Source organism: Anaerobacillus alkalidiazotrophicus (genome assembly GCF_001866055.1).
Map to the genome: position 1 here is coordinate 1 of NZ_MLQS01000025.1, position 13,994 is coordinate 13,994.

Annotated in this window: 10 protein-coding genes and 1 pseudogene; 1 reads left to right on the forward strand and 10 read right to left on the reverse strand. The window is 36.0% G+C overall.

What is annotated here, in order from left to right; translation table 11 throughout:
- From BKP45_RS15450 to dcuS, 7 genes are all read right to left on the reverse strand, one after another.
- The coding region (locus tag BKP45_RS15450) for a succinate dehydrogenase/fumarate reductase iron-sulfur subunit (RefSeq protein WP_071390601.1) at nt 1–750 on the reverse strand (750 nt) is incomplete at its 3' end.
- Complete coding sequence (locus BKP45_RS15455) at nt 750–2,459, reverse strand: FAD-binding protein (protein WP_071390602.1); 1,710 nt, start codon at nt 2,457–2,459, stop codon at nt 750–752. The genes BKP45_RS15450 and BKP45_RS15455, both read right to left, overlap by 1 nt.
- A 22-nt stretch (nt 2,460–2,481) precedes the next feature.
- On the reverse strand, nt 2,482–3,042 hold the full coding sequence (locus BKP45_RS15460; protein WP_071310834.1) for a Fe-S-containing hydro-lyase: 561 nt from the start codon (nt 3,040–3,042) through the stop codon (nt 2,482–2,484).
- A 12-nt stretch (nt 3,043–3,054) separates the two neighbouring features.
- Entirely contained in the window at nt 3,055–3,921 is an 867-nt protein-coding gene (locus BKP45_RS15465) for a fumarate hydratase (RefSeq protein ID WP_071390603.1), read from the reverse strand.
- 122 nt (nt 3,922–4,043) lie between these two features.
- Nucleotides 4,044–5,480: an anion permease gene (locus BKP45_RS15470; protein ID WP_245747536.1), complete on the reverse strand. Its 1,437-nt coding sequence runs from the start codon at nt 5,478–5,480 to the stop codon at nt 4,044–4,046.
- 485 nt (nt 5,481–5,965) lie between these two features.
- Nucleotides 5,966–6,676, reverse strand: coding sequence for a response regulator (locus BKP45_RS15475; RefSeq protein ID WP_071390604.1), 711 nt, complete (start codon nt 6,674–6,676; stop codon nt 5,966–5,968).
- A 4-nt stretch (nt 6,677–6,680) separates the two neighbouring features.
- A complete protein-coding gene (gene dcuS / locus BKP45_RS15480; RefSeq protein ID WP_071390605.1) occupies nt 6,681–8,285 on the reverse strand; it encodes a DcuS/MalK family sensor histidine kinase in 1,605 nt (534 codons plus the stop codon).
- A gap of 602 nt (nt 8,286–8,887) precedes the next feature.
- Here dcuS and BKP45_RS15485 point away from each other — a divergent pair.
- Nucleotides 8,888–10,219: a 2-hydroxycarboxylate transporter family protein gene (locus BKP45_RS15485; RefSeq protein ID WP_071390606.1), complete on the forward strand. Its 1,332-nt coding sequence runs from the start codon at nt 8,888–8,890 to the stop codon at nt 10,217–10,219.
- Nucleotides 10,220–10,893: 674 nt separating this feature from the next.
- On the opposite strand, the gene BKP45_RS15490 is transcribed toward BKP45_RS15485, so the two are convergent.
- The 3 genes and pseudogenes from BKP45_RS15490 to BKP45_RS21740 all read right to left on the reverse strand — a co-directional run.
- Nucleotides 10,894–12,021, reverse strand: a complete 1,128-nt coding sequence (locus BKP45_RS15490) for an iron-containing alcohol dehydrogenase (protein WP_071390607.1) — start codon at nt 12,019–12,021, stop codon at nt 10,894–10,896.
- A gap of 104 nt (nt 12,022–12,125) precedes the next feature.
- Complete coding sequence (locus tag BKP45_RS15495) at nt 12,126–12,992, reverse strand: Cof-type HAD-IIB family hydrolase (RefSeq protein ID WP_071390608.1); 867 nt, start codon at nt 12,990–12,992, stop codon at nt 12,126–12,128.
- 435 nt (nt 12,993–13,427) lie between these two features.
- A pseudogene (locus BKP45_RS21740) lies at nt 13,428–13,739 on the reverse strand (NAD(P)-dependent oxidoreductase); the annotation flags it as partial.
- Nucleotides 13,740–13,994 lie beyond the last annotated feature (255 nt).

The window sequence follows — 13,994 nt, forward strand, 5'->3', positions numbered from 1 at the left end:
ATCATAGAATGCATAAGCATGGCGAGCACCTTGGTTATCTTTAGCACCCATTTTCATCGAAACTTTTCGTAAGTAGGCAATTTGGTCTGTTAACGGAATACCTTTTGGACAGTTCGTTACACACTGCATACAGTGAATACATTTCCATAATTCATTTTCTAGTACTGGCTGAATACGTTGTAGTGGATCAGCATCTCTTGAATCAACAGCAAAACGGTAAGCTTTATTTAAAACGAACGGATCAAGATACCCACCATCATTTACATTTAGCTGTCCACACTCTGATGTACATACCCCACAAAGAATACAGGCAGTTGGTGAAGCAATTTTCGCAAATTCTGCTTCACTTTGCTTAAAGCCTTTCTCTACACTTCCGTCCTCAGAAGGGATTAACCATGGCTTAACAAGCTTAAGCTTCTCCACTTTTGGCTTCCAATCAATAACTAAATCTCTAATTACTTCATAATTTTGTAACGGTTCAAATGTTAAAACATTTGTTTCGAACGTTTCGATGATTTCATCTAGTGGCGTTTTACAGCCTAGATAAGATGTTCCGTTAATTCTTACTCCACAGCTCCCACAAATAGCGTGACGACAGGCAGAAGTAAAGTTTAATGTCGGATCCATTTCATCTTTAATTTTTGTTAATGCCCAAAGGACAGTTTTATTTTTTTCATAAGGGAATTGATATTCTTGAACCCACTTGGTTGTCCCGTCATAGCGATGAATTCTAAAAATAAATTTTTCCATTAGTATTTTCGCTCCTCTGGTTTATACTTTGTAATCTTAACAGGGATATATTCAAGCTCATACTGATCTTGCTTTTTGTGAACAAGTGTATGGGCTAAGAAATTAACATCATCACGAGTAGGATAATCCTTTCTTGTATGTGACCCTCTACTTTCTTTTCTATTAATAGCAGCCATGACAATCGCTTTTGCTAAAGTCAGACAGTTACCAATTTCAACATAGTTTACAAATGCCATATTGTAACGAACTGCTGGGTCACCGATAAACGTATCTTTGTATTCATTAATTAACTGATTAATATCCTTTAATGCCTGTTTCATTTCCACTTCATCACGGAAAATTCCAACGTTATCCCACATTGTTTGAGCCATTTTATTTCGGATTTCTACGATATTTTTTCCATCTTTTTTATTTCGTATTGTTTTGAATTTCTCTTTCCATGCTTCCGTTTCTAGTTCAAGTTTAACTTCTGAACCAAATGAGCGACGGTGAGCTGTTTCTTTCGCACCAATCCCTGCATACTTACCAAATAAAACAACATCTGCTACAGAATTTCCACCTAAACGATTCGAACCATGAAGGGACACACATGCACACTCACCAGCAGCATGAACACCATCAATTGGAGTACTTAGTGTTTGTGGATCAACAACATGAATTCCACCCATCATATAGTGACAGCTTGGACGAATCGGTACAGGTTCTTCTAGCATATCAACACCTTCAAATTCCATCGCAAGTTCGCGAACTTGAGGAAGACGTTCCATGATCTTCTTTTTACCTAAATGTCGTAAATCCATTAACACATAGGCATTCATGCCTTCACCAAAACCACGTCCTTCTTTAATCTCAGTTTCAATTGATCTAGAAACTAAATCACGTGGTCCTAATTCCATTTTTTCTGGTGCATAACGAGCCATAAAGCGTTCGCCATCTTTATTTAATAAATAACCACCTTCACCACGACAGGCCTCGGATAATAAAATTCCAGTTGAAGCTAACCCTGTTGGATGGAACTGAACAAATTCAGGGTCTTTTAAAGGAATACCAGCGTTAAAACATGCTGCTGTTCCATCCCCAGTCATGTTGATGGCATTTGTCGTTCTGTTCCAATACGTTCTTCCAAAACCACCAGAAGCAATAACTACTGATTTTGCTTTCATTGGAAGGATGTCACCTGTTTTTATATCCATGACAACTATTCCAGTCATATTTCCATCTTCTACTACTAAAGAAAGTAAAATCCACTCATCAAAAAATTCCACATCATTTTTTAAACATTGTTCATAAATTGAATGAAGAATAACGTGTCCTGTTTTATCGGCAGAATAACATGTTCTAGGACTAGATGCTCCACCAAACGGACGTTGCGCGATGTTACCATTTCCATCTCGTGAGAAAGGTACACCATAATAATCTAATTCGGAAATAATTTCTGGCATTTTTGAAGTGAAAAATTCAACTGCATCTTGGTCAGCTAAAAAGTCGCTCCCTTTTACTGTATCCATAAAGTGCTTTTCAGGAGAGTCCGTTGAATCACGGTACCCCATTGCTGCATTAATTCCACCCTGAGCTGCACCGGTATGTGACCTTGTCGGAAATACTTTAGATATACATGCAACTTTTAAACTTTTATCTTCACTCGCAGAAAGTGCTGCCATCATTCCTGCTCCACCTGCTCCAACTACTATTACATCATAAGTTAGCATCGGTAATCCCCCTTTTAGTCTATTAATCTACTTGTTTGTATTGTTGGACCCCAAGCTCATACAAATCATTGCCTTCACAATCAATGGCTACTATACATGGATAATCCACAACTTCCATTCTTCTAATTGCCTCAGGTCCTAATTCAGGAAAGGCAACAATATCTACTTTTTGAATTGTATCTGCAATTAAAGCTGCAGCTCCACCAATTGCCGCAAAGTAAACCGCACCATTTTCTTTCATAGATTCAATGACCGCTTTACTTCTCGGACCTTTTCCAATCATTCCTTTTAACCCTTGTTCCATCATAGTAGGAGAATAAGCGTCCATTCTTCCACTTGTTGTTGGACCACAGGAACCGATCACTTTCCCTGGTTTTGCCGGACTTGGACCAGCGTAATAAACAACTTGATCTTTAAAATCAACTGGAAGTTCTTTTCCTTCAGCCAACGTATCCACTAAAATTTTATGCGCTGCATCACGAGCTGAATAAATTACTCCTGTAATCGAAACTTGATCTCCAGCTTTTAAGTCTTTTACTTGTTCATATGTTAATGGTGTCGTAATTTTTTTTATCGTTTCCATTGGATTCACTCCTTAAAGGTATGCTTCAGTATGACGGGCTGCATGGCAATTTAACGTAACGCATACAGGCATCATTGCAATATGAGTTGGATATGTTTCAATATGAACAGCAAGTGCTGTAACCTTACCACCAAATCCTTGAGGACCAATTCCAAGTTTGTTGATTTTTTCTAATAACTTCTTTTCTAACTCAGCATACTCTGGGTTCGGATGCGGTTCACCAGCATGACGAGCAAGAGCTTTTTTCGCTAAAAGTGTACATTTATCCATTGTGCCACCAATTCCTACTCCGACAATGACAGGTGGACAAGGATTACCACCTGCTTGAGTAATAGAGTTAACAATAAAGTCAACAACTCCGTCTAAACCTTCTGAAGGTTTACACATTTTTACAGCACCCATATTTTCACTTCCAGCACCTTTAGGAAGTACTTGAATTCTAAGTTGATCTCCTGGCACCACTTCTGTATGGATAACAGCAGGTGTGTTATCACCAGTGTTTTTGCGGTTTAAAACTGGATCAGCAACAACTGACTTACGAAGATAGCCATCTTCATACCCTTGACGAACACCTTCGTTGATTGCATCTACCAAACTACCACCTACAATGTGTACATCTTGCCCAACTTCTACTAAAATAACTGTCATCCCAGTATCTTGACACATTGGCGCATCTTCTTCTCTTGATAGTTTTACATTTTTCAAGATTTTTTCTAAACTATATTTTCCAAATTGAGATTCTTCCTGTTGTAATCCCTCTTCAATTAATTTTTCAACATCTTCTGGCAGATCACAGGCTGCCTTCATACATAAACTTCTTACTGTTTCAGTAATTTGCTTTGTAGATATTTCACGGACTTTCGTGATTAATTCACTCATTTACCTTTACCTCCTAATGTACTGAAACTTTTTTTGTTCAAACTGTGACATGCAATCATCACAGTTTGAACAATATAAAGCTTACATCATTATAATCTTTTCTTTTTCTCTCAAAACGAACCTTACCAAAGACCTAATATCTTCCACCAAACTCCACCAATTCCGAGCCAAACGATAATGTGAATGATAGAAATAATAAACCCAATCGACCACCACTTGTTTTGTGACACATAACCTGTTCCAAAAAATACTGGTGCTGGTCCTGATCCGTAGTGAGTCGTACAAGAAAATAAGTTACTAAAGAATGCAAGTAACAATGCTGCTAATAACGGTGGAGCTCCTGCAGCTAATAATACTGCCAAGAATGCTGCATACATCGCACTTACGTGAGCCGTGTTACTAGCAAAGAAGTAATGAGAGTAGAAGTAAACGATCGCTAGAACGACTAACGCAACCATCCATGACATTCCAGAAACTGTACTTCCCATTAAATTACTAAACCAAGGAATCATTCCTAAGCTATTTAAGAATGTTGCCATCATAACTAGAGCCGCAAACCATACAAGTGTATCCCAAGCACCATGTTCGTTTTTAATGTCATCCCATGTTAAAACTTGAAATAAAAGCAGCGTACAGAGACCGATAAATGCTGTTGTAGTCGCATCAATACCAATATTTGAACCGAAGATCCATAATCCTAAAATTAAGAAGAAAACACCAACCATATACCATTCTGACGTTTTCAATGGACCCATTTCTTCTAACTTTTGTTTTGCTAAAAGAGACGCACCTGGGGTTTCCTTAATTTCAGGTGGATAAAGCTTATAAATAACTAAAGGAATTATAATTAAACTAATCACACCTGGTACTAATGCAGCAACCATCCATCCAGTCCAAGATATCGTTTGACCAGTTATTTCAGCCGCTAAACTCATGGCAAGCGGGTTAGCAGCCATTGCCGTTAAGAACATGGCAGAAGTGACCATGTCACCTTGGAATGCTACTTTTGTTAAAAATGCTCCGACTTTTCTTTCCGTACCATCACCAACGCGTGAACCATATGTTTCAGATAAAGATCGAATAATTGGTAGAATAATCCCACCAGCACGAGCCGTATTAGACGGCATTGCAGGTGCTAATAATAAATCACTTAGTAGTAATGAATAAGAAAGACCTAGTGTTTTCTTACCAAACTTCATAACAAAGAAATACGCTACCCTCGTACCTAAACCAGTTTTGATGAACCCACGAGAGATAAAAAATGCAATAACAATTAACCAAATGACAGAGTTACTAAACCCACTTAGAGCCTCACCTGTCGTTAACGTTTTTGTTATTATGGTTGTGGTTAATCCTAAAATAGCGACAACACCCATTGGCATTGGTTTAATAATTAAACCAACAATTGTTGCGACAAAAATAGCAAAAAGTTGCCAAGCCTGAGGTTCTAATCCTGCAGGTGGCGTAATATTCCAAATGATAAATCCAACTGCTAAAGTAATGAATAAAGGTAATAATTTCACTTCACTTTTCTTTTTTAATGGTTGTTTTGCATAAATTTTATGCATTTTTTCAGCTTGCTGTTGTGGTAATGCCATTTTCTTCACTCCCTTTAAATTAATTAAAACACAAGAATTTCAAGTCATAATTACTGATCATTTGTGAACATTTTGTGAATGTGAATAAATTCACAAATATGGACAAAAAAATTTAGACTAGGTAGAAATAATTAACGTTGACTTATTCAATCTTCCTAATCTATGTGAAAAGATTTAACAAAACTAGAACCTATTTTTGATCAATAATTATTTCAACTTTAATTTACTTAAAAGGAGGGTGAATAGATAGTTATTGAAAGTTAGAAAAAAATTAAGTAAATAATGAAAGTGAAACCATCCACAAAGTTGCTTTCAAAAGTTACATAACTAATTTTGGTATTTTTATATCATAGATTGAAAAGAGATGGGCAGAATACTAAAAAAACTAAGACCTCTCCTTTTCTAATTCGGATTGGAAGCCTTAGTTTTATCTAGTGTGGTGATATTTACAAATACCTCTTAATTATTTCTTCATCCGATGAAATTAGTTGGTGTTTATAGACCGGTCTGCCTACTGTTCCGTAAACAATATCTGTCTTCAATATATTAATATCATTCATAAAGTTTAAATACTTTCTTAATGAAACTCTTGATATCCCTACCTCATTTGCCAACTCTTCTGTAGAGAACGGTGATATTTCCATTAATTTTATTTTCTCCCACACAAATTGTAACGTATTTTTCGTTAAACCTTTTGGTAACTCAAGAGATTGAACTGACTTATGATTTTTATTAAAAAACTGATTATCTAGGTCTTCTTGTTTTAATTTCGTCTGCTTATCAATCATAGACTTATCAGCTTTATAATCTTGTAGGGCTGTACAAAAACGTTCGAATTCAAATGGTTTAATTAAATAGTCAACTACACCAAACCGTAGTGCTTTTTGTATACTTTCATTATCACAGGCTGCAGAAATGACAATAATATCTACTTCTTTATCATTGCTTCTTATTTTTGAAAGTAGGTCCCAACCAGTTTTATTAGGCATATAAATATCTAACAAAATTAAATGAACTTTATTTTCGTTTAATATATTTATCGCATCATCAACAGATGGTGCGATTGCTACTAATTCATAACCTTCAATCTTTTCTAAATAACGCCGATTGAACTCAGCCACCATAGGATCGTCTTCTACTATTAAAACTTTTAACATTCTATCACTCCTCGGCTTCGTATGGGATTTGAATATCAATCGTTGTTCCTATGCCCTCTTCTGATATGACATCTATCGTTCCATTCAACCTATTAATACTCTGTTGAATAAGGTATAATCCCATCCCACGGTCTTTTCCTTTAGTTGAATATCCCTTTTGAAAGATAGTTTCAAGGTGATTATCAGAAATACCAACCCCAGTATCGCTAACCCTAATATAGATGAAATTATCGTTATACTTTGCGGAAACTTCAATTTTTTTTGTATGACAACCTTGTACTGCGTCTAAAGAATTATCAATTAAATTGCCTAAGATTGTAATTAACTCATGAGTATCATCAGTATTTTTAGCGATAGGAACGTAACAATCCTTTTTAAAAATTAAGTTCGCTCCACGTTCTCTTGCATAACTTAATTTACCTAGAACAAAACCCGCTAAAATAGGATCTTTTACATGCTTTGTTATATAGCCCACATCTTCCTGAAGTTTAGTTGTTGTGTTTTTGACAAACTCTACAAGTTCATCGTAACATTTCATGTGAACCATTCCTAAAATCACATGTAATTTGTTCATAAATTCATGTGTTTGTGCTCTCAATGCATCTGCGTAAACTTTCACTCCTGTTAACTCTTCTGCTAGCTTTTTTAACTCTGTTTTATCGCGGAAAGTTGCTACTACACCTACAATTTTTTTATCTACATAAATCGGGACTCGATTTGCGAGTAAGTTAATTCCGTTATAAGAAATTTCTTGGTCAAGCTCAGCTATTCCTGTTACTAATACATTGTTCATACGAGAATTAGGAAAAATATCTTCAATTTTTTTACCTACAAATTGTCCATCATGATGACTAATTTTTTTGAACAAGCGCTCTCCTTCACTATTCATTAACGTAATTTTACTATCCAAGTCGATAGCCACAATTCCTTCTCTGGCGTAGTGAAGCATCGCACTTCTTTCCTCTAAAAGCTGAGCAATTTGACTTGGTTCCATTCTAAATAAAATTTCTTTAACTTTTTCCGCTAAAAAAATAGCTCCTAATATTCCAACCAATAAACTTAATGCCGTCCCAATAATCAAAATCGCTCGATTTTCTGCTACAGCTCTTTCAACATCCTCAAGTAATAAACCAGCTACTACTGCCCCAATTTGCTCTCCATTATCATTAAAAACTGGAGTGAAATAGCGTAAAGAGTGCCCCAATGTACCTTCAGCTATAGAAATATTTTCAATCCCTTGAAAAACAAGTCGCTCATCCCCGCCTACGAATCTTTTACCAATTTGCTCTTTTAGCGGGTGGGTCTTTCTAATTCGATCCATGTCCAAGACAACAATAAATAGAACATCAGTAGCTTTTCTAACTTGTTCCACGTGATCTTGTAAAACAGTGTCCTCTATTTCTCCAGTTAATCCACCAATAACCTTAGGAGAAAGTGCCATAGTTCTTGATACATCCCTTGCTTTTTCTTCAATATTACTTATCGTTGTACTTTCAATACTTTTACTTGTAAGATAATTCGTAACAAAAAGCGCTAATATAATGACCGAGCATACAAGAAAAATAGTTTTTATTCGCAATGGAAAATCTTTGAATTTTATGAACTTCATTTTTGGCAACTCCTATTTACGAGTTTAGTTATAATTATTTTCTTCCACCTTATACTTTTTTATTTTATATGTTTTTTTTCATTATTGTTGCTATAAATATGGGAAGTTTGTGAATACTGACAAATTTCGACTCGGAATTATATGTTTATAATGAATTTTTAAATTTATCGTTCTTTTCCTGTTATTAAAAAGCAAGTAAATGATTACACCATTTATCTGAATTTCTTTTTGGGGTCAAAGCCCCTCACCTCTAAGCGTAGCATAGGTGGGATTTTCCAATCAGGTGGAGTAGACTCTCCACCTGATTTTCCGATGTTTCATCTTGCTGAAATGAGTCAATCAATTACATCTAGCAATCTTTCGAGTTTTATCTAAATAATGTATTTAGAACAAACCTATCCATTCTAAGAAAAAGCGGCCAACGTCACTTTTTTTAATTACAAAAGTTTTTTTAATTACAAAATCTTTCTTAAACTGATTATAGTTCATATGATGAACCTAAGGTTGAAAACGCATTCCACCCTTTAACATAGATATTAATAGAGATACTAAATAAGAAAAATTCAGGATAAACAAAACAGCGTTAAGGAGGAAGTATATCAATGGTGGAAACGGCAAAGAAATTGACAGATACAACTAATATAAATAGTAAAAACTTACATCAACTTCGACCGAAAAAACAATCTAAAATTTTTAATATCCCTATTTTATGGTTCTCTCTATTTTTTGTACTAACCATAATTAGTGTTTATACAGGGAATCTCCCGGGTGGAATGATTGGCACTTTATTAGTCATGATTATTTTTGGCGAAACACTTGGATGGATTGGAGACCGAACACCTATCGTAAAGAGCTATCTAGGTGGTGGGGCCATTGTAGCTATTTTTGGTTCAGCTTATATGGTCTATAGTGGAATTTTACCTGAAACAGTATCAAGTTCAGTTACAGATTTTATGACTGCAGGTGGCTTTCTAGATTTTTATATTGCTGCTTTAATTACCGGTAGTATTCTCGGGATGAATTCGAAAGTATTAGTAAAAATCGGCGCTCGCTACTTTGTACCGATTTTCGGAGCGGTTATTGGGGCAATGGTCATTGCAGGTATTATCGGTTTTCTTATCAATTTCACAGTGCAGGATGCTATTTTAGTAATTGCACTACCTATTCTCGGTGGTGGTATGGGGGCAGGGGCAATTCCAATGGCTCAAATTTACTCAGAATTACTCGGTAATTCGCCTAGCTACTATATCTCTATGCTTGTACCTGCCTTAGCGTTAGGAAATGTCTTTGCAATTATAATGGCAAGTTTGTTGAATAAACTTGGTAATAAAGTACCTTCTTTATCAGGAAACGGGCAATTACTTAAAGGATTCGAATTAGAGAAAGATGAAACTAAGCATTTTGATATTCAGAAAATGGCAGTTGGATTAGTGGCCGCATTGATTTTCTTTGCAGTCGGTCAACTTCTTGGAGATTTTATTCCTCTTCATCCATATGCTCTCATGATTATCCTTGTAGCTATCGTAAAAATTGCGAATCTTATTCCTGAAAGTATTGTGGAAGGAGCGAGTCAATGGTATCAATTTGTAGCAAAGACTTGGACACTTGCATTATTATTTGGGATCGGTGTGGCCTTTACAGATTTAAACGCTGTATTTGCTGCTCTTAGCTTCCAATATATAATTCTTGTAGGTGGAGTTGTTTTAGGTGCCGTTTTAGGTGCTGCACTTTTTGGTAGATTCGTTGGATTTTATCCGATTGAATCTTCGATTACCGCTGGACTTTGTATGGCAAATATGGGTGGAACTGGAGATGTCGCTGTGTTATCAGCTTCAAAAAGAATGCAATTGATGCCATTTGCCCAAATCGCCTCTAGACTAGGTGGAGCGTTAATATTATTATTGTCTGGGTTAATTATTTCGATGTTTTTTTAAGAAGTTTAATTGATTTCTAATGAATACTACAGTGTATATATTGAAGTGGACTACAGATCCGTTATTTTTGCAAAATATGCTTTTTTTAGAAACGAACGGACACTCGTTCCGCTAATCTATGATTCTATTAAGTATTTTTAAAGAATTTAAGCAAATAACGAACTCAGTGTCCACATAGCTTAATAAAATGGGGGTTTTCTTAGAAATAGCGGATCTCCTGTCCGAACTAACCCGTAAGATCAACAAATTAAGAAAAGCGCAAGCGCCTTGGTCACGTGCGAAAGGCACTGGAAGTCCTCTGACAGAAGCCGCTCTTTGGCTTCCGCGTGCTTCTGCGTCTTCTAGCATAGCTTCGTAGCAAGCTTCCTCGAAGCAAAGATGCATGAAGCTAATCGACGAAGGATCTCAAGCAGTAATTGAAGTCCGTTGCTTGACTGAAGTGACCGAGCTCGTAGGCGCTGAAGCTAGACAGTTTCCAAGTTAGAAATTTATAAAGCTGAACTTCAATCAGTGGGGGTTTTCCTTTATCCCCCACCTAAACTTCTCGATTTTCTTAAGTTTTGAGGTGGGGGTCTTACTTGCCCCTTAAGAGTGGGATAAATTCTGATTATGACACAAAAACACTAGGAAAAAAACGTTACTTCCTAGTGTTTTTGCTTTTCCTCGCAGAAATATTATAATTGCTTAGCCAAAAACTCATACAACTCTTCTCTTGAGGTTGTTCGTGGATTTGCCTTTAATGAACCTGATGGCATACTTTCTTCCACGATTCGATCTAAGTCTTTTTTCGCAACTCCAAATTCTTTTATAGAATAAGGGATACCTAACTCCATGTTGATCGTTCTCACCCAATTCTCTAAATCACTAGCAGAAGTTCCAACACCGTTTGCCTGGGCAATTTCTTGGTATTTGTCTCTAGATACGTCTTGGTTATACTCAATCGCCCATGGTAGTAAAGTACCACACACTAATCCATGAGGGACGTTAAAGTGTAACCCTATCGAATGAGCGACTCCATGAACAATACCTAAGCGTGCATTAGCTAAAGCTACCCCTGCTAATAAACTACCTAATGCCATGTCTGTTCTCGCCTTTTGATCTTCTGGATGTTTATATGCCACCATCAAACTGTTGGCAATAAGAGTAGTCGCTTTAAGACTATATGGTTCAGTCAAGGCGTTAGCTCCTTTTGATGTGTGGGCTTCAACCGCTTGTGTTAATGCATCCATTCCACTCCAGGCGGTTACATTTGCTGGTGATGATACTGTTAATTGAGGGTCTAGAATGACAACTTTTGCTAGCCAGGAATTATCTCCTCTAATACTTAGCTTCACATTTTTCTCATCAGACAAGACCGAATTCGGCGTTACTTCTGAACCTGTACCGGAAGTTGTTGGGACCGCTACCCATGGAATCCCTTTCTGGGGGATTTTCTCCCCATAGAAATAATCTTTAACAGGCTTTCGATTTGGAAATTTAAGTCCCGCCACTGCCTTCGCTAGGTCCAACACACTTCCCCCACCCACTCCAATCACAAAGTCACAATTTTGCTCTTCGACTTTTTTTAACACCATTTCAACTTGTTCAACGGTAGGCTCTCCTGAAGATACATGCTCACAAATTACATAAACACCATGGTTCTTTAAATCAAGAAGGATCTCTTCAATGAGACTAGAATTAACCAACCTTTTTGTATGAATAACCATGACTCTTTCCCCAATGGTAGAAACTTCACTACCAATAGTAGAAATTGTTCCCCAACCAGTCACAATTCTTGGAGGTACCTCTAATACATAGTTCATTTCATTTCACCTCTCCCCTTCGTACATATTTTAAAACAACTTAATTTAATGAGAGTTTAACCAAGAAGTCGCACTCTTCTAGCGTTAGCTAAGTGGTGACTAGTTCACTCATTCCCTTGTTTTAATACGTATTTCCTCAAAGCATAGGCTACACCGTCTTCATTATAATTACGTGTTGTATATGTACTTAGTTTTTTGACTTCTTCTTCTCCGTTACCCATCGCTATGCTCATTCCAGCTACTTTGAACATTGCAAGGTCATTTAGATTATCACCAATCGCAACTGTATCTTTCATAGGAATATCTAAATGATTAGCCATATAAGTTAATGCATTTCCTTTACTTACTTCTTTATGGGCGATCTCAAGTTTATGCCACCCTGAGGTAGTTAGTGAAAGATCTTGCCTCCCGGTTAGCATGTTTTCGAGTTCTTTCAAGTAATCCTTATTAAAGGATAAGACAAAAATTTTATATATTTCTAATTCAGATATATTGATATCTTGATAATGCTTCATATAACTAATCCCATGTTGTCGTAATTGAATATTTATTTCGTTATTTGCCCATTCAACCGGAAATTCCAAATCACTTTCTTTCATTGAGAGAATCTCATTTTCTAATCTACTCTTACCATTTTCTAGTAATGTAATTCCTTGGTTAGTATAAAGTTCGTAATAATAGCCTTTTTGTTCTAACACCGGAAGAAGTTCATTAATAACACAATCTGGTAATACAAGTCTTTGAATGAACTTATTTGAATGAAATCCAATCGCTCCATTACCAGTAATAATTGGACAATCAATTTCAGCAGTTAATAAAATTTTTTGTGTATCATGAAGGGAACGCCCAGAGCAAATTGTAATAATATTCCCCTGGTTCTGTGCATCATAAATTGCCTCTCTATTTTCTCGACTAATAGTTCCATCATCAGATAATAATGTTCCGTCTAAATCAATTGCAATTAATTTCAATTTGCTCACCCTAACTAATCGTTACAACAACGTACATGTTGTTATGATTTTTATTTTTTTTAAGGAATCCTCTTTTTTATGATATTTTCAGTAACTCCAAAATTATGCAATTAGCTGATAATTTTACTTTCTCCAGTTAACTAATATTCCCCTTCAAAAATAGTAAATTTCCTTTCCACTTAATAAAGCTGTATCAAAAACAATACGTTTTATGCCATTTATAACAGTTTTTTATTATTATAAATTCCATATACAAGAAACCAATCCCCAGCATTCCAAAGATTGGTTTTATTAGAGAACTCGTTTTAGCTTCGCTAGAACATCGAAAATTCAGATGTAATCTCAACTCCACCTGAATGGAAATTCCCACCTACGCTACGCTTAGAGGTGGGGGTCTATGACTCTTAAGTTCAAATCAGTTCGATTAATTTTATTTCATTTGCACATCACTTTTAAATCTAGTAAATCTTTTACAGAATTGTTTACTATATATCTTGGGAAATAACCACTCAGTACATCTACAACATTTTGAGCTGTTTTTCGTTTTAACTCTTCCTGTGCTTCTTCTGAATACCAAGCAACGTGTGGGTTTATAATAACATTCTCCATTTTGAGTAAAGGATTATCTAAATTTATTGGTTCTTGTTCGACTACATCAATTGCTGCACCGGCAACTTTCTCTTCTTGTAAGGCTTTAATTAGAGCTTTTTCATTAATAACAGCACCTCTTGCAGTATTAATATAAAGTGGTCTCTATGTCAAGGACACTTTGAAAAAAAGGCCTTAAATTTTGATAATTAATATCGTATTCTTCCGTTAAGGAGGAGATACGACAAAAGAACCAGTAACTCTTCTGCCTCAGAAAGTTACTGGTTCTTAAATTTTATCCGTGTCTTAGATGTATTTATGAATAGAAGTTTTATAAAGTCTATTGATAGCTTTCAAGTATTTATGTTGGGGGAAGGTGTTCCGTGTTACGTTCAGAGGTATTGTAAACAATTG

Excerpts from the sequence above, each read along its gene's own strand:
- BKP45_RS15455 (WP_071390602.1), bottom strand. The coding sequence starts at position 2,459 with ATGCTAACTTATGATGTAATAGTAGTTGGAGCAGGTGGAGCAGGAATG.
- BKP45_RS15460 (WP_071310834.1), bottom strand. The coding sequence starts at position 3,042 with ATGGAAACGATAAAAAAAATTACGACACCATTAACATATGAACAAGTA.
- BKP45_RS15465 (WP_071390603.1), bottom strand. The coding sequence starts at position 3,921 with ATGAGTGAATTAATCACGAAAGTCCGTGAAATATCTACAAAGCAAATT.
- BKP45_RS15475 (WP_071390604.1), bottom strand. The coding sequence starts at position 6,676 with ATGTTAAAAGTTTTAATAGTAGAAGACGATCCTATGGTGGCTGAGTTC.
- dcuS (WP_071390605.1), bottom strand. The coding sequence starts at position 8,285 with ATGAAGTTCATAAAATTCAAAGATTTTCCATTGCGAATAAAAACTATT.
- BKP45_RS15485 (WP_071390606.1), top strand. The coding sequence starts at position 8,888 with ATGGTGGAAACGGCAAAGAAATTGACAGATACAACTAATATAAATAGT.
- BKP45_RS15490 (WP_071390607.1), bottom strand. The coding sequence starts at position 12,021 with ATGAACTATGTATTAGAGGTACCTCCAAGAATTGTGACTGGTTGGGGA.